The organism is Mesorhizobium sp. XAP4, from assembly GCF_029269325.1.
GTDB lineage: Bacteria > Pseudomonadota > Alphaproteobacteria > Rhizobiales > Rhizobiaceae > Mesorhizobium > Mesorhizobium ciceri.
Genome location: NZ_JARIXW010000005.1, coordinates 256,236 through 275,445 on the forward strand (window position 1 = coordinate 256,236; position 19,210 = coordinate 275,445).

General features: G+C 58.8%; 21 protein-coding genes, 1 tRNA gene and 1 pseudogene. 15 read left to right on the top strand and 8 right to left on the bottom strand.

The genetic code is table 11. From position 1 onward, the window contains the following. The first annotated feature begins 47 nt into the window (after positions 1-47). On the top strand, positions 48-617 hold the full coding sequence (locus tag P3C39_RS22630; RefSeq protein WP_275954347.1) for a hypothetical protein: 570 nt from the start codon (positions 48-50) through the stop codon (positions 615-617). After that, the gene (locus P3C39_RS22635; protein ID WP_275954346.1) at positions 614-931 is read left to right on the top strand and encodes a hypothetical protein; all 318 of its coding nucleotides are present in this window, start codon (positions 614-616) and stop codon (positions 929-931) included. The genes P3C39_RS22630 and P3C39_RS22635 overlap by 4 nt, the downstream gene beginning before the upstream one ends. Positions 932-935: 4 nt before the next feature. Here the strand turns inward: P3C39_RS22635 and P3C39_RS22640 are convergent, their stop codons facing one another. Next, a complete protein-coding gene (locus P3C39_RS22640; protein ID WP_275954345.1) occupies positions 936-1,925 on the bottom strand; it encodes a tyrosine-type recombinase/integrase in 990 nt (329 codons plus the stop codon). Between the two features lie 328 nt (positions 1,926-2,253). Here P3C39_RS22640 and P3C39_RS22645 point away from each other — a divergent pair, with 328 nt between their 5' ends. Continuing rightward, positions 2,254-2,460, top strand: a complete 207-nt coding sequence (locus P3C39_RS22645; protein ID WP_275954344.1) for a hypothetical protein — start codon at positions 2,254-2,256, stop codon at positions 2,458-2,460. A gap of 1,063 nt (positions 2,461-3,523) precedes the next feature. Beyond that, complete coding sequence (locus P3C39_RS22650; protein ID WP_275954343.1) at positions 3,524-5,668, top strand: hypothetical protein; 2,145 nt, start codon at positions 3,524-3,526, stop codon at positions 5,666-5,668. Positions 5,669-5,889: 221 nt separating this feature from the next. Here the strand turns inward: P3C39_RS22650 and P3C39_RS22655 are convergent, their stop codons facing one another. Next, complete coding sequence (locus tag P3C39_RS22655) at positions 5,890-6,768, bottom strand: hypothetical protein (RefSeq protein WP_275954342.1); 879 nt, start codon at positions 6,766-6,768, stop codon at positions 5,890-5,892. Between the two features lie 377 nt (positions 6,769-7,145). On the opposite strand from P3C39_RS22655, the gene P3C39_RS22660 reads away from it, so the two are divergent. Together P3C39_RS22660 and P3C39_RS22665 are read left to right on the top strand one after the other, a co-directional pair. Beyond that, entirely contained in the window at positions 7,146-9,242 is a 2,097-nt protein-coding gene (locus P3C39_RS22660) for a hypothetical protein (protein WP_275954341.1), read from the top strand. Positions 9,243-9,292: 50 nt separating this feature from the next. After that, the gene (locus tag P3C39_RS22665) at positions 9,293-10,411 is read left to right on the top strand and encodes an acyltransferase (protein WP_275954340.1); all 1,119 of its coding nucleotides are present in this window, start codon (positions 9,293-9,295) and stop codon (positions 10,409-10,411) included. A gap of 82 nt (positions 10,412-10,493) precedes the next feature. Here P3C39_RS22665 and P3C39_RS22670 read toward each other — a convergent pair whose 3' ends face one another. Further along, positions 10,494-10,955, bottom strand: coding sequence for a hypothetical protein (locus tag P3C39_RS22670; protein WP_275954339.1), 462 nt, complete (start codon positions 10,953-10,955; stop codon positions 10,494-10,496). Continuing rightward, positions 10,955-11,164, bottom strand: a complete 210-nt coding sequence (locus P3C39_RS22675; RefSeq protein WP_275954338.1) for a hypothetical protein — start codon at positions 11,162-11,164, stop codon at positions 10,955-10,957. Before P3C39_RS22675 ends, P3C39_RS22670 begins: the two co-directional genes overlap by 1 nt. 120 nt (positions 11,165-11,284) lie before the next feature. On the opposite strand from P3C39_RS22675, the gene P3C39_RS22680 reads away from it, so the two are divergent. Next, the gene (locus P3C39_RS22680) at positions 11,285-11,863 is read left to right on the top strand and encodes a hypothetical protein (RefSeq protein ID WP_275954337.1); all 579 of its coding nucleotides are present in this window, start codon (positions 11,285-11,287) and stop codon (positions 11,861-11,863) included. A gap of 177 nt (positions 11,864-12,040) precedes the next feature. On the opposite strand, the gene P3C39_RS22685 is transcribed toward P3C39_RS22680, so the two are convergent. Continuing rightward, positions 12,041-12,904, bottom strand: coding sequence for an RNA ligase family protein (locus tag P3C39_RS22685; RefSeq protein ID WP_275954336.1), 864 nt, complete (start codon positions 12,902-12,904; stop codon positions 12,041-12,043). Positions 12,905-13,058: 154 nt separating this feature from the next. Here P3C39_RS22685 and P3C39_RS22690 point away from each other — a divergent pair, with 154 nt between their 5' ends. Next, positions 13,059-13,247 carry a DUF3606 domain-containing protein gene (locus P3C39_RS22690; RefSeq protein WP_275954335.1) on the top strand — a complete coding sequence of 63 codons (189 nt, stop codon included), beginning with the start codon at positions 13,059-13,061 and terminating at the stop codon, positions 13,245-13,247. Between the two features lie 5 nt (positions 13,248-13,252). Here the strand turns inward: P3C39_RS22690 and P3C39_RS22695 are convergent, their stop codons facing one another. After that, positions 13,253-13,465, bottom strand: a complete 213-nt coding sequence (locus tag P3C39_RS22695) for a hypothetical protein (protein WP_275954426.1) — start codon at positions 13,463-13,465, stop codon at positions 13,253-13,255. A gap of 37 nt (positions 13,466-13,502) precedes the next feature. Further along, positions 13,503-13,622: pseudogene (locus P3C39_RS22700) on the bottom strand (KTSC domain-containing protein); the annotation flags it as partial. Between the two features lie 303 nt (positions 13,623-13,925). Here P3C39_RS22700 and P3C39_RS22705 point away from each other — a divergent pair. The 5 genes from P3C39_RS22705 (at position 13,926) to P3C39_RS22725 (ending at position 17,114) form a co-directional block, all read left to right on the top strand. Further along, the gene (locus tag P3C39_RS22705; protein ID WP_275954334.1) at positions 13,926-14,285 is read left to right on the top strand and encodes a calcium-binding protein; all 360 of its coding nucleotides are present in this window, start codon (positions 13,926-13,928) and stop codon (positions 14,283-14,285) included. Positions 14,286-14,290: 5 nt separating this feature from the next. Then, positions 14,291-15,118: an excalibur calcium-binding domain-containing protein gene (locus tag P3C39_RS22710; RefSeq protein ID WP_275954333.1), complete on the top strand. Its 828-nt coding sequence runs from the start codon at positions 14,291-14,293 to the stop codon at positions 15,116-15,118. Beyond that, positions 15,100-15,894, top strand: coding sequence for a hypothetical protein (locus P3C39_RS22715; protein WP_275954332.1), 795 nt, complete (start codon positions 15,100-15,102; stop codon positions 15,892-15,894). The genes P3C39_RS22710 and P3C39_RS22715 overlap by 19 nt, the downstream gene beginning before the upstream one ends. Before the next feature lie 362 nt (positions 15,895-16,256). Beyond that, positions 16,257-16,487: a hypothetical protein gene (locus tag P3C39_RS22720; RefSeq protein WP_275954331.1), complete on the top strand. Its 231-nt coding sequence runs from the start codon at positions 16,257-16,259 to the stop codon at positions 16,485-16,487. Positions 16,488-16,529: 42 nt separating this feature from the next. Further along, positions 16,530-17,114 carry a hypothetical protein gene (locus P3C39_RS22725; RefSeq protein ID WP_275954330.1) on the top strand — a complete coding sequence of 195 codons (585 nt, stop codon included), beginning with the start codon at positions 16,530-16,532 and terminating at the stop codon, positions 17,112-17,114. Positions 17,115-17,164: 50 nt separating this feature from the next. On the opposite strand, the gene P3C39_RS22730 is transcribed toward P3C39_RS22725, so the two are convergent. After that, positions 17,165-18,406, bottom strand: a complete 1,242-nt coding sequence (locus tag P3C39_RS22730) for a site-specific integrase (RefSeq protein ID WP_275954329.1) — start codon at positions 18,404-18,406, stop codon at positions 17,165-17,167. 103 nt (positions 18,407-18,509) lie between these two features. Between P3C39_RS22730 and P3C39_RS22735 the strand changes: the two genes are divergently transcribed. Together P3C39_RS22735 and P3C39_RS22740 are read left to right on the top strand one after the other, a co-directional pair. After that, positions 18,510-18,594: transfer RNA gene (locus P3C39_RS22735), tRNA-Ser, on the top strand. A gap of 249 nt (positions 18,595-18,843) precedes the next feature. Continuing rightward, positions 18,844-19,020: a Flp family type IVb pilin gene (locus P3C39_RS22740; protein WP_013529259.1), complete on the top strand. Its 177-nt coding sequence runs from the start codon at positions 18,844-18,846 to the stop codon at positions 19,018-19,020. The last annotated feature ends 190 nt before the right edge of the window (positions 19,021-19,210 follow it).

Below are 19,210 nucleotides of genomic sequence, written 5' to 3' on the forward strand. Positions count from 1 at the left end.
GGCCGGGTTAGTTGGATACCTCACGAACGCCTATTCGGGGGACGGCCGTGAGAGGCGCCGGCAGCAACAAGCGGCCCGGTGGGTGGCGCGGCAGCGCAGCGCAGATTGCCGTCGGTCGCGCCGCCATCATCAAGTGGAACCGCACACGCCATCTACAGCCGAAGTGCGGGGCCGCGCGCAAAAGCGACTATGCGCCTTGTCAAAACTTGGCCATGGCCAACGGGCGCTGCCACAAGCACGGCGGCAAAACGCCAAAGGGCGACAACTGGCATCGGCCGCTTTGGCCGCATCGGGACGCACCCGGCGCCAACACGAAGCTCAACCGCAAGCTCAACGATCTGCAACGCGCAGCTAAGAAGCGCGACAAGCGGGTGGCGCGCATGTCTCCGGAAGAGCGTGCCACGCACGAGCAGTGGCAACGGGACCACAAGCCTGGCAGCGCGGCCGAGCGCGAACGTCAACGGGAGTTTCGGCGACAAGCCCGCGAATCTCGGTTGCTGTTGTCGGCCGATCCGCCGCCGGCTCCGACGCCGGAAGCGCAAGAATTGCAGAATCTGATCGACGAGTTGAAAGCCGAGTTGTTCGAGTTGGAATCAAACAAGGGGGTCTTCGGATGAGCATGAAAGATGAGGAACGCGCAGCCTTCGCGCGGGTCAGTCACAAGCTGAAAACGGTCGGCATCGAAGTCGCGGTCGATTCTTTGATCGCGGTCGCGGGCGATCCGAAGGCCCCGGCTCCGGCTCGCTCGACCGCTGGGACGTCGTTGCTGCGTGCCGCCGGCATGATCTCGACAAGCAGCAAGGACGTCGCTCGAGCCGATAAGTCGCCGGCTGAAATGTCGCCTGAGGAATTGGACGAAGCGCTGACTGCACTTCGTCAGGATCTCGCAGGTCGGCGATCTGGAGAGGATGCCGACGGCGTTTTCGATTAACCCGCTAGATGTCCAAATCGCTATCGTCGCCCGTTGGTCGCCACTCGGTCGAAATCTTCTCGACGGCGTCGAGCAGGTCGGCTGCGGTATGATGCCCGTAGACTCGTTCAATCATCAGAACCGAGTTTCCCAGGATCTTGGCCACTTTCCAAAGGCTCACGCCATTTCGCACCATGTTCGTTGCGCATGTGTGGCGGAAGGTGTGCGGTCCAATCCCGGTCGCTGGCGGCTTGGTACCAGCAGGCACCGCTACCGGGGTCCCGATGAACAAGCCTGCTTTCATCGCGATGTGCTGGATCGGCGCCCAAACGCCGCCCCCGTTGTCGAGAACAAGGTTGCTAATCCGCTCTCGGAACGCCCTGAGCAGCACACGCCTTAGCAGCGATGATATCGGCACCGCTGCGCGCCGCTTCTTCGTCCTGCGTCGCCCAGGCACGTCGAAATAGATGACCCCGATTTTGAAATCGACGCGATCCCAACTCAGATCCAAAATTGCTTGCTTCCTGGCGCCGGATTCCAGCGCGATATACGCGAACCTTTCGACGCGACTTAGGCGGGGCGTATCGCCAAACTGGCTAGACCGGGTCCGGTGCTTGGCCGCAGTGGCGAAGAACGCCTTCAGCTCGTAATCTCTCAACCATCGTTCGCGCGGCATGCTCGCCGGGGGCAAATCGAAGGCGGGCACATCTTCAGGCGGGATCAGCCTCCGTTTCCGGTTAGCGCAAAATCGAATAGCGGCAAGCAAAAGCGCGAGTTCGCGGCGCATAGTTGCGGCGGTCGACGGTTTGCCGATCGCGCCACAGGTACGCGCCGCCACATATTCGTCGACCAGATTTTGGTCGACCTTACCCACTGGGACGTTGCCGAATTTCTGGCCGAGATTTTTCCAGTTGTAATCCTGGGTTTCAGGGTGAGCGGTGTAAACAGCGGTATGCCTGGCCGTGTAGATCGCCCATGCGTCTGCACAGGTGAATTTCTTCAAAGGGGCGTTCATTTGGGGTCTCCGTTTCACAACGGCGGGCCGAGTGCCACAATAAGACGAGCCTCTGCAATAGGCGTTAAACGATATAGTTAAAGTACAAAATGACGTTTGACTTTCTTGACTGAAATAATAACACCATCACTGTTGACATTATTCGTCAAAGCGCTATGCATGGTGACGGTTTGAAACACCGCTTTACAGCTATCTCCAAAGATAGTCATAGTCCGGGGGTCACGCGCGCATGTCCAAGGCGCGAGCCCAAAGGTGCGTGAAGGCCGAGCTGTCGGTCGTTTCACCCCCGGACGCAGACGCCAGTTGAAACCTGGCAGAAGGACAGCACATGACAAAGGAATTTAGGTCCCTCGAGGTAACGGCATTCTGGATCGCCAGTTCAGAACTCCGCAAGGCGATCAGGTCCGGGGGCGCCAATGTCGAAGCGCTTACGCAGGCGGTCGAGAATCACGCCAGGTATGGCGTGCAGCCGGCGATCAAGGCTCGCGCGAAAGAGCTGCTTGGTGAAAGAAGACGCTCGAGAAAGGCCGGCTGACCATCAAAGCCGTAGAAGACGAAGGGGCGCCAGCGCGCCCCTTTTTCGCGTCTGGAAGGCTGTTTTCGGGCGATTTTGGCCAGTTGCTTACAAGGCGCTACCAAGCGCCATGGCTAAGCGCCTGAAAACGTTCGCCTGCTAACTGTGTAAGTAACACTGTGGTCGCGCCTCCGCCTGCCTCAAAGGACGATCGACAAAACGCCAGGGTGGGTGCGCAAGGTCGCCGCGGGCGCGCCGTTCAGGCAGGGGCGGTGGCCGTTCGTGCCGCGCCGGCGACCGCCGGCAACGATCGACCGCCACCCCGGCAGCACCACGGCCGGGGCCGGGGCGACCCCCCGGTATAGTCAAACGTGCGCGGCGGAAACCTCGGCGGACGTCTCTAGGAATTTGCGCCGCCGTGGAACTTTTGGACACCCCAACCCGCCACATAGTCGCTGGCATTTCGATCGAGTTTTTGATACAATCGCATTGCCGGAAAAACTGCGGAACTCGGGCTGCCGCTCCATCGCCGACTGAACAGTCGGTCCCTCTCAACGAACCTCTCTTTCGCGCCTGAACGGCGCTGCGGTTCTTGAAGCTTGGAGCGCCCCCCATGCCAGCCGACGCGAAACAAAATCGCCTCCCCGCTTCCGGACCTTGGACGAAATACGCCGATGCGATCCCACCGGGCTTCCGAGTAGTGCCGCCGGCTAACGTTTCCGATCAGTTCGATGCACCAGCGACGGTGCCTACAATGCAGTCGCATGGGAGCAAAGATCCATGGGCTGCGTTTCCGGACGCGCCAGCCACTTCGCAGCCTGACAAGTGGTCGGATTTCCCTGATGTATCGAATGTGGCTCCGACCGGTAAGACCGCGCCGCAGCAGCCGACGATCCTAGAGATCAACGGCCGTCGAATAGAGGTTGACGGTAGTTTCCTGTCGATGTCTCCCGAACAACAGAATGCGACGGTCGATGAGATCGCCAAATCGTTGTCGACTGCGGCGCCCCCACCCGCGCCGATGATCCCGAACGGCGTCAAAGTCGTTGGCGAGACCGATCGACCGGCCCCGCGATTCCCGGGCGTGCCAGTCGACAAACCGGGACCGTGGACCAAATACGGCACCGGTGCGGCTCCCGCCAGCAACGTCTTTGACAAGTTCGATGCTCCCGTCCAGGTCAAAGCCCCCGATGGCTCGATCGTGCAGTTTCCTGCCGGAACGTCTGACGACGTGATGGCAAAGGCAATGCGGGACAAGTTCGGCGGCCCCGCCGAACAGCCGATCTCGACCGGCCTCGATGTCGCCGAGTCTGCGGCTTCCGGTCTGCCGCGTGGCCTGATCGAAACAATCATGTCGCCGGTGACGCTCGCCCGCATGACCGAAGGTGGGCTTGGCTATGTTGGGGAAAAGGGTGCTGATCTCGGCGCCTATCTCGGCATGACACCGCTGACCGATGAACAGCGCAAAGCGATCCGCGAGCCGTCGGCGATCACCAAGCCATTCTATGATTCGCAGGACAAGGTCCGCGACTACATGAACGACAAGCTGCACAAGCCGCAGACAAGGGCGGGAAAGTTCGCGGGAACGATCGCTGAATTTGCAGCGCCTGGCGGTATCCCTGGCCGAGCCGTACGCGCCGCGCCTGGGGCCGCGGGCAAAGCCGGCCGCTATCTGGAAGAAGCCCTTGGCAACGTCGTCATGCCGGCTGTCGTGTCGGAAGTCGCAGGCCAAGCCTCGGAAGGCACTGAGTACGAAGGGATGATGCGGTTTCTCGGCGCGCTGTTCGGCAACGTAGGCGCCGCCGCCGGTCGGGCGCACAACGCGCCGGAAGCAGTCATCCGCCGGGCCACGGAAGGCACCACGAAAGCTGAGTGGCAGGCGGCTCGGCGGCTTCAAGACAACAGTCTCGGAATCGATCTATCGAGCCCGGAATCTTTGGCCCAGGCGCGCGGCGGCGCCAGCAAGTTGCGCGACATTCTGCGTGTCGTCGAAGGGTCCACGACCGGCGGAAATATCACGGCGCCATTCTTTGCAGCCCGGCCCGCCCAGGTCGACAACGCCGTGGGCGGTGTGTTGGACCTGATCGCACCGCAGCATCCCCAGCCGTCTATTCTTGGGCCGCGTGCTGCGGAGGCTGCTGGCGCAGTGGTCGATCAGACCCGACAAGGTATCAACGCGCAGACGCGGCCGCTCTACCAGGCCGCAGTACAGCAGCTTATCCCCCACGCCGATTTCGCACCGATCGAAGCTGACCCGCGATTCGCTGCGGCGCTCGAGCGGCTGCGTGGGAATGCCGAGTTGGCGCCCGATTACGCGGGCATGCCGAACAATTCGATTGCTGTTGTCGACGCGGTGACCAAAGACATGGCTGCCCGCGGCGAAGCGCTGTCGAATTCGGCCAACCCGCTTTACGGTCCGGAACTCGCCGGTCGCCAGCGTGCCGGCGCCGCCGATGCTCGCAACGTCGCCACGCAGCAGTCGCCCGAGTACGCGCAAGCGCTTGCTGAGCAGGAACGGCTGCGACGCATCGAATTGAACCCGCTTGTGCAAGGCCCGGTTGGGCGCCTGGCGGACGCCAAGGACACCGCCGCCGCCGGCAACGCGCTGTTGCCACAGAACCCACTCTCTGGCTCGGCGCCTGAAGCCGCAAACGCCGTTCAGCGCCTTGTGCGGCAAGATCCCGAAACGACGACCGCACTCGTTCGCCAGAACTTGGCCGATCGGTATTCAACGGCACAAACGGAGACTCAGGGCGGCAGTCGAGAATCGGCCGGCGCCAAGTTCCATCGCAGCGTGGCCGGCAACGACCAGCGCCAGGCGGTGCTGGACGCGGTGCTGCGCAATCTGCCCGGTGGGCAAGCTGGCGCCGCCATGCCTGAATTGCTCGACGTGCTGCAGGCGACGATGCGGCGCGATGCTCCCGGCAGCAGCACAGCCGCCAATCAGTTGATACACGGTGATCTAGGCGCGAGGTCGCCCATAGGTACGGTCATCGACCTCACCAAGTCGCTCGGCGCCAGCTTCCTGACGCAAGCCGGCGATGCGGCTAAGCGGGCGCAGTTGCGAGGCAACCTGGCGCATTTGGGCGATATCCTGACAGGGCCGGAGGCGGTCCAGCGCACGCGCGCAGCCCGCGATCGGCGGCCGACCGTCAGCTATCCCGAAGCCGGACTGCGCACACTCTTCGAAAGCGGCCAGACGCTTCAGGATCCGCGAGGCGCACGCTGATGTTGCGCCTTGCGTTGTTCAATACGCTTCAGACGTCGGCGGCTCCGAGCATCCTCCCGCGCGTCCCCAAACATCGAGAACACGATGTTCGCGAGGCCGATGCAAATCAGAATGCCAATAACTGCCAGAGCTATTTCCATGCTTTGTTCTCCCGGCGCGCATTGAAGACGCCTATGTTGCCGATCGCTGTGGTTCTAGCAATTGTCGTCGGTTCGCTTGGTCTACTTCAGCAGCAGAGCTGGGCTTATGGTGAGAACGTTGTAGTCAACAAAATTGCCATCCCCATCCAGCCTGAGATTGAATGTAGCCCCGCTCCTAACCAAAAACTCGCCTTGGTGGCCCTCAAAGGCAAAGGTGTATTTGGCCACCGCGACAACAACTACACTGTTGGAGCGCCAAGAAAATTTGTTGACCCTTTTGATATCGAGTGCGGGATCGCTCATGCTGATCATTGCCGCCGGAGAAGTGATGTTTTCTCCGGCAAGAATCAATCGATCAAAATTGTTGACGGTCTTAATTGGGTCGGTAGAGATGATCATATCTACTTCGCCGGCCTCGGAAACGAGATTCGTACCTTTGTGCGAAACATAGACCGCCGTCGATATCATCTTGGCGGGAGTTTTACCTATGTTTACCCATTTCATGCGAGCAAGATCAGTGAATTGACCGAGTTTGTGCCCTATTCCGAAAGGTTCGATCGTGACCCAATCAGGCACAAGGATTGGTCTGAATTCAATTTCAAATGTACGCTCTTGAACGCCCATCGCCTTGACAGCCACATCTACGGCATTCTGGTTCAGTTTGAGGGTGTCGCGAACCAACCAGACGGCCCAAGCGCTTACACCTGTGGCGACGACAGAAAGAGCAGCCATGATCCACTGTGCATACGTATCCGTAGGCGTAGTGTAGGTTTCCCAGAAGCTGGGCCTAATGACTGGATTGTACTCCCCGTTTTGGTCGTTGTGGGCGTTGTAGTATCGTTCCTGTTGATAGGTTGGATTACGAAACCCAGGGAAGGCCCAAACTAGAAAAATTATCGAAATGGCAACACCAATGATCAACCCGGTCGCAAAGACGGCACCCTTATGACCTTTGTTCATTGAAGAACCACACCCGCCACCAATTTCCCCTAGCGGCGTTTATCTCCTACAAAACACAAAGCAGCAACTATGGCTCCGAATCCTCGCCTCCGCAAAGGCCCATTTGTCTCAGGGCGGCCCAGCCGTGCTCAATTCTGGTCCCTTAACCCGCGCCGTACATAGGTTGGAGGACCGAAACTGCTACTCTAGTGTTTCGGCTCGAAATCCGATATAGTTATTGAGCCGGAACAACCGCGAATCTCGGGCAATCGCATCACCCGCCTTGGTCAACCAGGGTCGACTTCAACCAGCTTCCAAATCGTTCTCATAACAGTTGAGAATTTGTCATCCCGAAGAGGATGGCATCGATCGGGTAGCCGCGTTGCGAGTGATGCAAAATGGCCTCTCCCGAAAAGCCCATCATCGATTTCAGCTACCTGTACTCCTTTCCGGACGGCGCGCAGCTCGACAACGACCTGGCTGAGTTAGTCCGAGCGGCCGACGACACGATCGACGCGCTGGGCCAGATCCGGCGCGCTGACGGCAAACTGAACAATCAGATTGTCACGCCTGACGCGTTGTCTCCGGCCACGCGGGCGCTGATCACCGGCGAAGGCGCGACCGGCCCCACGGGGCCGACCGGACCGGCCGGCGCAGGATCCACCGGTGCAACCGGACCGATCGGTCCAACGGGGCCTAGCGGTGCCGTGGGACCTGTGGGAGCCACCGGCCCAACGGGACCGAGCGGCGCAACCGGTCCGACGGGGTCAGCGGGTTTGACCGGTACCACGGGGCCAACAGGGCCGACTGGCGCCGGAGCCACCGGCGCAACCGGCCCTGTCGGAGCCTCAGGACCGACGGGCGTCACCGGCGCGACAGGCGCAACCGGAATCATCGCCAACGGGTCGGTGACTGACATCAAGGTCGCGGTACCGGCGACACCTGCCGATGCAGTCTTGGCGAGCAAAATCCGAACCGTGCGTTCCGGTGTCGGCATGCCGTCTATTCTGCTGTCCGAGCGGCTGAAGGACTTGCCGTTTCTGGAAGAGTGGGGCGGCGCTGGCGTCGTGGTAGGCGGTACATACGTCAACAACGCTACTGCGATTGCCGCAGCGATTACCGAAGTCGGGCAAGGCGGTCTGATTCTGCTCAGACCCGGACTGATTTACGGCACCGCATCCACCATCATTCTGAACAACAACCAGATGCTTGCCGGATTCGAGCAGCAGGGCCACGATTATTTCGGTTCCGCGCCGGTCATTGGCGCCGGCGCCGGCATTCAGTGGATGGGTGGTGGCGGCACGGTAATTGAGTTTGGTGCCACGAACGCGCCGACCTTCACGGACACGACCGGCGGTGGGATCCGCAACCTGCAGATATATGGCGCGAATTTGGCCACACGCGTCTTACGCATCAAGGCGGCCACCAATGCGATATTCGAGAACTTGAAAATCGCGTACCCAAATGGCGGTTTCGCATTGGAACTCGGAGCCAATGCCACCACTCAGGGATCACCGTTCGTCAACAACACGATTCGGGGGTGTTCATTCCGAAATCTCAACGTCTTCTGCAACGGTAACGCCAACGGCATTTACAATGCCAGCAACGGCACCGAAGGCGGCATTACGCAGTCCTATTTCGAGAGCATCGCGGTTCAGTACGGCTACTCTGGCTCCGGCAACGGCGTCTACTTGTCCTCAATGGATAGCAGCATTTGGAAGGCACTTAAGATCACCAAAGGGGCAGGGACGAACACCGGCATCAGCCTATATCTTGACGGTGCTATGGCCACTGGCATGCAGGTCCAAGGCAATACGTTCGAAGTCGCGTGCGGAGGCGCGAATTCGGTCATCTACTACGACGGCCCGACCAGCCGTCAGAACAAAATGGTCATTTCGGCAGTCGATTACGAACCGACGATTCTGAAGGGGGCGACGCTGACTAATGCGTCGTACCCTTCCAGCACTGGCGCCGAACTGTGGTACGAGTTTCTTGGAACGACCCAAAGCAGCGCCGCAACACTGGTAACGGACAAGTCCAAAACGCGATGCCCGCCTTTACAGATTGGGAACTACGACAATTCTGATCGGACGATTCTGGACTGGTATGAGGAGAACACTTTCACGCCGGGCCTGACATTCGGCGGGGCCGCCGTGGGTATGACCTTTAGCTTTCAATCTGGTTTCTGGCAGCGCGTCGGCCGCATTGTTCGCGGATCGATCAGGATCACCCTATCAGCCAAAGGAACCTCGACAGGCGCGGCCAAAATTACTGGCCTGCCCTTCGCCTCCACTGGCGCCCTCGGCGGCTTATCGCTCTCTTTCGCGAGTGGGATGGCATCATTGATTGACGGCATCCATGGCGAAGTGGACGCGACGGCTACGACCTTCCAGCTTTATACCGGAAGCGCCACCGGATCGGCTGCGATGAATGACACTCATTTCACCAACACTGGCCGCATCGATTTGGAGTTCACTTATCGCGTTGGCAGCTAGACTTTCTCCAACGCTCCGGTTTACACAGGTCGGGACGGGGGCGAAGCAAAATGGAAATGCGCGAGAGACTAAGCGGTCTGGACGCCTTGCGGGGCATGGCCGCGCTGAGTATTGCCGTCTATCATACAGTAATGCTTCGTGAATTAACGATCCCCGCCGAAATAGTCCCAAGTTTCAGATTTCTGTATGTCGCGGTGTCGCTGTTCTTCGCTATTAGCGCTTTTTCTCTCTGCGCTGGGTATCATGGAAAACTGGCGTCCTCTGCCGAACTGCCGTCATTCTTCCTCCGCCGCTACCTTAGAATCGCGCCACTGTTCTATCTGATGATCGCGGTATGGGTCGCGATTTATTCCTGGCTGTGGGGAAGCTGGCAGATCCCGGCTTATGACGACGTCAAGTTGAACGCGCTGTTTCTATTCAACCTCGTTCCGGAGAAGAACGGGAGCTTGGTCGCTGCCGGGTGGTCACTCGGCGTTGAGATGATTTTTTACGCGCTTTTCCCATTCTTGTTGTATTTTCTTCGGGATATTCGTTCTGCCCTGCTCGGGTTCCTCACCAGCATACTAGTCGCTGTCAATGCCGGGATCGTTTTCACTCCGCTCGCTAATAGCTACGCCTGGTTTTCGGCTTTGGCCCAACTGCCATTTTTCGTCGCGGGCATTGTTCTGTTTTTTGTCTACGGGCGGTGCCGGTCGTTTAGTTTGAGAAGTCGGGTGACAATCGCGCTGATTGGCCTTCTTGCCACACCAATGCTGCTGGCTGCATTCTGGTACTCGGGTCTTCTGCTCGTCGAAATAATGGGTTGGAAGGCCTCGGCGCACCTAATTGGTCTGGGGCTTCTGCCGCTGGTTTTATCGTTCGCCCTTTACGGGCTCCCTGCCTTGGTTAATCGAGCGACTGTGTTCCTTGGAAAGATCAGCTACGGCATCTACCTAATTCATCCAGCGGTCGTGGTGAGTGTGGGCATGCCCCTTCATAAGGCCATGGTAGATTTCCCGGCTTGGGTCACCACTCCAACCATCATATTGACCGTTGTGATCTTGTCTGTTTGCTTCGCAACGCTGACATATTACGGGCTTGAACGACCGATCATGCGTATGCAAGGCCGAAAGAGGACAGCGGCTCGCCAGGGTCCGATGGTCGCGCTCGTCGAGAGCCCAGTTGAGTAGCGAAGACGTATGCCCGGCATCTTCGGCAGCAACCGTCAGGTGCGGCTAATGTTCCGTCAAGCGACTCAAGTCGGGGCTCCTTTCAGTTTCGTGGAAGCTTATGAATTTCCAGCCTAACTGGCCCGCCTCTGTCGCAACTCGTGCACAGCAACGACCGCTCGACGGAACCGAACAGGGCGTCCTTGCCGTGCCTCCTAATGAGAGCCGCGGGCTTCACCTCTGCGTGGTGCGAGCAATTTTTGCACCAAGCGCGGAGCTTATGCCACTCGCGCAAATCGCCTAACGACACGTCCAGGCCAGCGTGAACGCTCCCCTCGACAATCGTCTGCGGCGGTATTCTGACCTCCCCCGGCGTGATGATTTTTTCCATGATGTGGCGACTGTTGTAGTGGATCAGCAGCATGCCCGGCCGGCGCCGAATGGCCGCCTGCCAAGCCGCCTGACTGACCATCGCGTCGGGGGATCGGCATATGGTTTCGAGATGCGTCTTCTCCTCTCGATCCCACACTTCGATCCGGAAGTTATCTTCGGCCGTCTCTGCCATTAGAGTCGTCCCTTATGCCAGCCACGAGAAAACCCGCTCGAAACGGCAGCGCGCGAGAAAGCCAGTTCGCGCTCGAGATGGGCATTCCGGGCAAGGACGTTCAGCAAGGCGACCATGACGTCGCCGCTGGCCGCAGCGATCGCCTGTTGTGCCAGCATCTCCAATTCAGGCATAGCTTCGCCGGCCGGCGCATTTTGGCGCTTTCCCATGGCCCTTTTCCTGCAACGATCATTCAGGAATAAGGAACATATTCCTCTCAAGTCAAGCGCCTCTTGACTCTCGCGTTCTCATTTTGTTCACCGTTGGCAGGAAAACCACAGGAGGATGACATGGACCTTGTTCTGTCAGTTCCGGGCGCTTCGCCCGAGGAAATTGCGCACGGCATCGCTGCGGCCGAGGCGGTATTGGACCGCGCTGGCATTTCAGCTCTCGAGGCTGCCGATGGCATGTTTGCCATTGAAGGCGGCGATGACACTGACGAGAGCCTGCCCACAGAGGAAGAGGATCAAGCGGCGACAGCCTGGATGGAAGCGTCACGGGCTGCCCTCGACGCTTGTTGTGCAGGGTGGCCTGCCGAAAAACGTCCGATCGACGCCAATCTCCAATTACTGTTGGACCCAGCAACACAATTGGCTGACCGCCCAACGGCATTAGCAATGCTTCGCGCTCTCACCGAGGCCGAAGACGGTAGAAATCAATTCATGAATTCGCAAATCGGCAGACTGGCAGGGCGGGTGGCTGCCGATCTTACTCATCCGCGCGACCTGATTGCAGCGGTGACGATTGCTTTTACCACATTGGAGCTTTTGAACTTCCACCCCGACGAGCCGATCGAACCTAAGCGCCAAGCCGTCTACGACGCGATCAACGCGCTTGAAGTTGCGACAGAGAAACCAACGTCGCACTGATGGTTCAGCGCAGCCGCCGGCCAGGCCGGGCACAAGGGGTGGGGCCTAATGACCAGCCCTGTCACGCTACCGGCATGATAGGAATCCAGCAATTAAGCCTGATGGTCTAGAACGCGAATGCGCCGGTTCTCGCGCGCTTGGGGCAGCGGGCCGGACTCCTGGCTTTTGCCGCGGGCATTATTCCTCCTCCCGGTAATCCAGCAGCTTGGCATGACGAAGCTCCTCCTCACCTTTCAGGAACTTCACGCGGCCAACAAGACCCGGCTTCAGCCATTCCGCCTTGTCCTTCTTCAAGCCCTTCGGCGCCGGGCCGCCGACCTTGCCCTGCACGCGGTCCCATAGGCGCTTGCGTTTGTCGAACTTGAAGTTGACGTTCGCAGCGCCAACATAGCGACCTCCGTCTGCCATCAGAACCCGTGCCGCCTGGCCCGGATCACGCTGGACGCCGATGATGTCCATCTCTTTCTCATCGTAGCACTTGATCTTGCGCCAGTTCATCGTCGGACCGCTGCGATAGAGACTGTCACGGCGCTTCGACACGATGCCTTCCTGTCCGGTCTGGTCGGCCAGGTAATAGACAGCGTCGCCAGTACCGGGCATGGCTTCGCTGAATTGAATGCGGCCCCCGGCCCCAATCATTCTCTGTAGGATCTCGCGCCGGTCGTCCAGCGGCATACTGCGCAGGTCGTGCCCGTTTAGGTGCAGCAAATCGAAGGCGACGAGATAATAGTCCTGATAGGTCTCGCGGCTGCTGACGGCTGACTGCAGCGCATGAAAATCGGAGCGTCCAGCCTCATCAACCACGATGGCTTCACCTTCAATGATGAAGTCGTCGGCTTCAATCGCCGCGGCTTGGTCGGCAAGAACCTTGTACCGTGCAGTCCAGTTGTACCCTCTCCTGGTCAGCAGGCGAATGCCATCTTCGTCCTTGATGACCTGCGTTCGGTACCCGTCAAATTTGATCTCGTGAATCCATTCCTCGCCCTGGGGCGGGGTGTCGACCAGCTCCGGCTGCATCGGCGGGATGAACTTCAAACGCATGCACGGAACTCACATTGCGATTCAAAGCACAAGGCCCCGATCGGTTCCGGAACATTTTAGCTAAGTTGAATGTTTCAATCATTACCGCCACGCGAAAGCTAGGTTCGTGGAACCCGGCGCCACTTTCGCTGTTCTTCACTCAGGAGGAAGAACTATGCCAGACGACAAAAGCAAACGTGATTTTCGAGACCGCGACCGGGTATCGGGCGACGAGGAATATGAGGTCGGCTATTTCGCCAGCAAGTTCCAGCTTACCATCCCTGAAGTGCGGGAACTTATCAAAAAGCACGGCAACGACCGGGAAACGCTGGAGCGCGAGGCAAAGGCACTGGGCAGCCGATGACGAAATTATCCGATCTTGGACCACCGATCATAGGCAAGCAGCACGGCGGCGAGCCTGCCGACGTGCGTGACAACTTCATGACTTGTCCGGTGTGCGGTCAGCAGTTCGACATGCGCGACTTCCGCCAGGTTGCTTGGCACGATCAGCCCCAACATGAGCCGCTGGAGTTGGAGCTTGTGCCACCGGCCGGAACGCAAAATGGTTGCGGATGCGATCATTGAAATAGCGGCCCTTGGCAAAGGCAGATTTGAAATCCGCAAAGGTCTCCGGGGGCACGTCCAGAAATTCATATTGCCTGCCGCTCGCTACAAACCACACTGAGAGAACCCTGGTGTTCGGGTCATATTCGAATTTGCGTATCGAGGTCGACGGCATGGCGCACCAGGATTGCCGGCCGGATCGGTGTAACGCGATATAGGCCCGCCACTGGCAAGCAGCGGCGGGCCGTCCGGTGATCTGCTCGGTGAGGGAAACCAAGCGCCTCCCAAACTTCGATGTTGGAAAAAGGTTCCGTTTTGTGGCTGGTTCGGCAGCCTTCTGTTGGAAGATGAAGGCTTCGCCAGCCGAGGATCGGCATAGAGTCGAAGTCGACGTCGGGGCGAAATCTCGCGCTAATCAGCGGATTCGACAACAAAGCATTAACAGTGCATGGTCGGGTTGGTGTCGGGGGGTACCTACATGCGTTGGCGTTGGTGTTTTTCTACTGTGGTGGCAGTTCTATTTTCGGGCTGCGCGGCCGACTATTTGAACAATTACGACTCGGTGACGCTCGCGGCCGGCGATGCGAACCACACGAACGTGCTTCAGCAGACGGTCGATCCGTTCAACCCAAACAGCAACGACACGCACATCGAGGGCGACGGCGCCCGCGCGGTGGCCGCCTTTAACACGTATCGGCGCGTGGCGTCCGCCGGTGGTGCCGACTTGGACTGTGCAGGCGGCAAGGGAAACAATCCGGTTGTAGCCGGTCCTGTGAAAATCACTGGCGCTGACACCAACCGGCTGGATGGCGATCACGACGGCGTAGGCTGCGAGTAAAATAGTTGGACAAATCGCGGCACGACAATCGCTCAGACCAATGGCGCAAACGGCAAGGCGCACAACGTCGGCGTGCCCGCCTGATAGCAACCATCCCAAAGCGGCTTGTTTTCGTGACGGTGGCTGCGGCAGCCGCCTTCGTCGCGCAGTTCACGGTGCAGCACAGCGAAGGCTCCCCTGACCTCCACGTCTCTAACTGGATTGGGCACAGTCCGGAGCCGATCACTGGCGTCGCCTCAGTCATCGATGGCGACACGATCGAGATCCACGGGCAGCGCATCCGCTTCAACGGCATTGACGCTCCCGAGTCAGCCCAGCAGTGCGACGACGCTAAGGGCGTTCGCTACCGGTGCGGCGCGAAGGCCGCGGCAGCGCTCGACAGGTTCTTGGCCGCCTCGAGGCCGGTCACATGCGCCTTCGTCGCGTGGGACCGCTACAACCGCTTTGTGAGCGACTGCCAGCGCGCAGACGGCGCCAGCGTTGCCGCATGGATGGTCGAGCACGGCCAAGCGCTCGACTGGCCTCAATACAGCCATGGCGCCTATGCAGCGCAGCAGGCAAAGGCCGAGGCGGCGAAGGTCGGGCTGTGGGCCGGAAAGTTCCAGGCGCCGTGGGAATGGCGCGCTGGGCATGAAGACAATGCACAGCCGGCGGTGAGCGAGCCTCTAGGCATCATCAATCGACAGGTAGCGCAAAGCTATTCCTGCCAGCCGCGGCGGAGATGCTCACAAATCAGCTCATGTGACGAAGCCCAATGGTATCTCAGCAACTGCCCGTGGGGCGCCAAGTTGGACCGCGATGGAGACGGCGTGGCATGCGAGACGCTGTGCTGATGCCCCGTCGACCGACCAAACCATTTGATCTGGAATTGGAACTGGACAAGTTTGCCCTTCGCTCCTTTCTCGAGATCGCTGACCACGATTACGTCAGTGCGCGTTTCTGCAGCCGAGCGCGATTGCCATCGCAGTTTTTGTGGCAGGCTCAGCAGGCCCTCGAAAAATATTTCAAATTCATACTCCTGATCCACAGGATCAAAGCCCCCAAAATCCTCCATGATCTGGAAGAGGGTCTGAAACTGCTCGATCAACACCTGCCATTCGCTCTTGACCTATCCGATACCACGAGAGATTTCGTCGAATTCGTGAACGGTGTAGGCCGCTGGCGGTATCTAGAAGCTTCGATCGCTCTAATGGGTCCCGAATTACTTAAGCTGGACCAAGCTGTCTGGGAGATCAGGCGCTATTGCCAACGTCGGCTTGCGAGAACCCAGAGTGGCGCGACTAAACCCGCCGATCGCGACCGTTGGATCATGGAATTGACCGTGGCCGCCAGCAATCGCCAAGCATTTTCAATCAATGGCGAGTTGGAGCGGATCATCGCCAACGACAAACACCCCGCCAGGAAGGTACTCATTTGGCAAAACTTTTGTTACGGCAAAAAGCGGAGGGAACGGCTATTCAAGGTCCCAATGCCTATGCACATCAAGAACGCTCCGTTGTGGCTCACCCCTGAGATTGTCGACGAGGTCAGCCAGTACGTTCACATCCCAAAGGACGTCAAGAAAGCGTACCGCGATCTGATTGTGTCGCGCGCCGCGGCGGCGCCTTAGTTAGATCGGCGCTGTTCGCGACGGCCCGGTCATGACCGGTTAGCAGCGCCTAATTCTCCTTAGTGCCGACGTCTTCGATAAGACGAGAATTCTGCCACGCAATTGGCGAATTCGCGTTCCAATCAGTTGGTCCAAAGCATTGCATTTGCGTCGATCATCGCACATCGGACCCGCTTCAATTGGCGGAATTGACGCTGCAATTGCGATGGTCGAATTTACGGTGTTGCACAAACGCACTTGAAAATGGCTTGACAATGCGCCAAATTCAGCCCTGTAGAAGCACTTATAAAAACCCTTAAAAAAATCGTTAACGGAACCGAAAGGCATTCTGAGCGATTTTGGCAAGCGAAAGGAGATAGCGTATGAAAGAGGTAGATCGACTGATCACTCTGCTGTTTCCCGAAGAGAATGACGGCTCAAAGGTGCTTGATCTGAAATTCTTTCCAGGGGAGCAGCTAGTTACCGTGGAGGAGTTTTGCAAGGAAGCCCATTCTGCGTTTGTGCAGGTGGATGCGGGCCAGTCAAACGCGTCCCAAGGGTTCCCTGAGAACCTTTCCCCGGTTCACGTGGATAGATTTCTGGCAACTGCTTGAAATAGTTGCAAATCATAAATCTTACATATATCGGCGAGGGCTATGACATTCAGAGCCCTCGCCGATTCATTTTCGAAGGTTGAGAATCTCCCGATTCGGGTAGATGACGTGCTCCTTTGGATTCGAGAAAAGACCGACCACTGCGATATTACTCTCCACGGCGTCCAACGCGGTCATAAGGCTTATCGGGGGGCTTTCCGAAGGAAGGCGGTACCCGCGGGCCAACCTTACAGCGGCGAATTCGATATCATCACCCAGATCTTGTATGGCGAAGACCTCGACGAGGATTGGAAACGCTTGGTTATAGTGAAGGAGGCACTTCATGTTTTTGACGTGCAAGGCGCTCGCGTCGATCATCCTGATAAGCTTAGAAAGCTCATTCCCGCTATCATCTCAAGCGAACTCAGGGGAGCTCCATTTCTTCCCGCAATCAACGATAGTTTCGGTCCCCTGAAAGCTATGGCAGTGTTGTTGCCTGCCTCAGCGCGCCATAAACTTGCCGCCGCGATCGAGGCGGGAACCAGGAGCGCTGAAGAAGTTGCTCAGTTTGTAAAACTCCCGGAATACTACGTCGACCTATGGATTAAGTTTGGTGACGAGATTGACCCGTTGCTAGACGCAGTCTGATAGTCAGCGCCGCACCGCACTCGCGGAAATTCGGTCCTGTCACCGGTTCTTCAGATGTCGGGTGCCAACCGTCGTATTGTGTCGGCGACATAGGAAGGTGCCAAGTGCGCATAGTGCTTTTCAGCCATTCGAGTGTCGCTATGGCCGAGCGCCTGGGCCACGATGATCAGCGGCGCGCCGTTGCGGACCATCGTGCTGGCGTAGGTGTGCCGCAACTCGTGCAGCGTCACGGCTTGCACATTCGCAATCTTCAGAACGGCCTTCCATGACCGGTTGTACGTGGACGGCCGCCAGGGCGCGCCGCTCTCCCGCCGAAGCAGGAATTCGCCGGCGCCGCGATCGGCCGCGAGTCTAGCGAACAAATCCGCCCCGCCGTCGGGCAATGGCACATGCCGCGGCTTCCCGCTTTTGCTTTCCGCGATGAACACTGATTTGTTCACGACGTCATAGTCGGCAACGCGCAGTCGAGCCATTTCACCGAACCGGGCGCCGGTCACCAACGCTGCTGATATGAGATCGCGGATTGCCCCGTTGCTGGCGGCTACCAAGGCCCGCTGCTCATCTGGGGACAGAAACCGGATGCGCGCGGACGTGGTGCTTCTATACGGCTTGACCAAGCGCCATGCCGTGTCGTCGGCCGTCAGATGATTGCTGAAGGCCCAATTGAGCGCCGCCTTCAGGATCGTAAGGGTGCGGTTTGCCGTGTCGCGCCGCCGCCGGATGACTTCAGGGTCGGAAAGGTCCACGAGGATCTTGTTAGCCTCTTTGGCGCGCTTGGCTGTTCGAAGTCGCTTTTCGGACGTAACCATGCCGTCCCGCCAGGCGCGCACCTTGCCGATCGTCAGGTCGGCGACGCGCAAAGAGCCAAGCTTCGGTCGAATGTGGAGCGCCGCACGCGACCTCGCGTCATCAACGGCCTTCATTCCTTCGGCCGACCGGGCTTCGAAATAGCGATCCAGCGCGTCGTCGACGGTGAAGGACGGCGATGCGTCGGCACCGACCTTCAATCCTTTCACCCAGGCTCGAGCCGCGTCCTTTGCTTGTTCATGGGTCAGCACGGCTTTGCCATCGGCCGGCAGTAAGTCGTCGGCCTTCCCAAGGCGCGTCTGCACTCGCTTGTTGTCCGGCGCCCGCGACGCCGCCAGCCAGTTGCCGCCGCGCCCGTAGCTGCCGCGGCCCCGCCGGTAGCCGATGCGCACCCCAGGGCTGATAACTTCCCACTCCGGCGCGTCCGAAGCGGGCAGGGCCGCCCGGCTGGTTTTGCTGGAGAGAACACTTCGACGCTGAGCCATCGCTTCCACCTTTTCGTTGCCGAATTCGTTGCAACGAACCGGACAGCACACCTATGCACACGGGCGCATTGTAGCGGAAATAGTATATGAAAATCAAACGTGTACGCGTGTGCGTGGTTGTGCGCCGCTGTCCATGAACTCGCCCTCTCACGGCGGGAACAGGGGTTCGATTCCCCTTGGGCGTACCAAGTTTTTCGACAAATTTGCAGGATGCCGTCGATTTCGTTTCTGAAGTCGCGGAGCCTCGATACTGTGGCGTCCGGGAAACCCACTCTGCACAGGTAGCCGCAGCCTTAAAAACTCCCAGTGGCACCAACCAACCCGGCCTTTATTTCATTCGTCTGGCAAATGTTAACGGACGCGAAACCGAGAACCTTAACGTCCCCGCAACTCACGGCGAATATTAGTTTTCGCTTTAGTAGCTGTAGGAGGTTGAAATGCAGAAAATAGCTTGTCGTTTCGCTTGGGACGAGTCTGGCGCGACCGCGATCGAGTATGGCTTGATCGCGGCTCTCATCGCGCTCGCGATCATCACCGGCGCCGGGGCGGTTGGCAATTCGCTCAACGGGATCTTCACGACCGTCGGCACTACGGTCAACAGCAGCGGCTCGTAAGTCGGTACATCAATTCGGTCGGCTATCGGCCGGATTCGCCGATCTCAGCCTCCAAAGCGCAGCGCGTACGTGCTTCCGATGCCGGGCATCGGAAGTGCGGACGGCGCACTTTCCATCAGTCGGCTTTATCCGTTGCGTCACCGCGTTCGTCGCTTCTGGCGCCGCGGAGCTGTTTGCATTAGCATCACAT

What these genes read in the sequence shown, in the direction of transcription:
- P3C39_RS22655 (WP_275954342.1), bottom strand. Translation starts at nt 6,768, where the DNA reads ATGAACAAAGGTCATAAGGGTGCCGTCTTTGCGACCGGGTTGATCATT.
- P3C39_RS22685 (WP_275954336.1), bottom strand. Translation starts at nt 12,904, where the DNA reads ATGCGTTTGAAGTTCATCCCGCCGATGCAGCCGGAGCTGGTCGACACC.
- P3C39_RS22680 (WP_275954337.1), top strand. Translation starts at nt 11,285, where the DNA reads ATGGACCTTGTTCTGTCAGTTCCGGGCGCTTCGCCCGAGGAAATTGCG.
- P3C39_RS22740 (WP_013529259.1), top strand. Translation starts at nt 18,844, where the DNA reads ATGCAGAAAATAGCTTGTCGTTTCGCTTGGGACGAGTCTGGCGCGACC.
- P3C39_RS22640 (WP_275954345.1), bottom strand. Translation starts at nt 1,925, where the DNA reads ATGAACGCCCCTTTGAAGAAATTCACCTGTGCAGACGCATGGGCGATC.
- P3C39_RS22670 (WP_275954339.1), bottom strand. Translation starts at nt 10,955, where the DNA reads ATGGCAGAGACGGCCGAAGATAACTTCCGGATCGAAGTGTGGGATCGA.
- P3C39_RS22725 (WP_275954330.1), top strand. Translation starts at nt 16,530, where the DNA reads ATGACATTCAGAGCCCTCGCCGATTCATTTTCGAAGGTTGAGAATCTC.
- P3C39_RS22730 (WP_275954329.1), bottom strand. Translation starts at nt 18,406, where the DNA reads ATGGCTCAGCGTCGAAGTGTTCTCTCCAGCAAAACCAGCCGGGCGGCC.
- P3C39_RS22675 (WP_275954338.1), bottom strand. Translation starts at nt 11,164, where the DNA reads ATGGGAAAGCGCCAAAATGCGCCGGCCGGCGAAGCTATGCCTGAATTG.
- P3C39_RS22645 (WP_275954344.1), top strand. Translation starts at nt 2,254, where the DNA reads ATGACAAAGGAATTTAGGTCCCTCGAGGTAACGGCATTCTGGATCGCC.
- P3C39_RS22695 (WP_275954426.1), bottom strand. Translation starts at nt 13,465, where the DNA reads ATGATCGCATCCGCAACCATTTTGCGTTCCGGCCGGTGGCACAAGCTC.
- P3C39_RS22660 (WP_275954341.1), top strand. Translation starts at nt 7,146, where the DNA reads ATGGCCTCTCCCGAAAAGCCCATCATCGATTTCAGCTACCTGTACTCC.
- P3C39_RS22665 (WP_275954340.1), top strand. Translation starts at nt 9,293, where the DNA reads ATGGAAATGCGCGAGAGACTAAGCGGTCTGGACGCCTTGCGGGGCATG.
- P3C39_RS22715 (WP_275954332.1), top strand. Translation starts at nt 15,100, where the DNA reads ATGCGAGACGCTGTGCTGATGCCCCGTCGACCGACCAAACCATTTGAT.
- P3C39_RS22635 (WP_275954346.1), top strand. Translation starts at nt 614, where the DNA reads ATGAGCATGAAAGATGAGGAACGCGCAGCCTTCGCGCGGGTCAGTCAC.
- P3C39_RS22705 (WP_275954334.1), top strand. Translation starts at nt 13,926, where the DNA reads ATGCGTTGGCGTTGGTGTTTTTCTACTGTGGTGGCAGTTCTATTTTCG.
- P3C39_RS22690 (WP_275954335.1), top strand. Translation starts at nt 13,059, where the DNA reads ATGCCAGACGACAAAAGCAAACGTGATTTTCGAGACCGCGACCGGGTA.
- P3C39_RS22720 (WP_275954331.1), top strand. Translation starts at nt 16,257, where the DNA reads ATGAAAGAGGTAGATCGACTGATCACTCTGCTGTTTCCCGAAGAGAAT.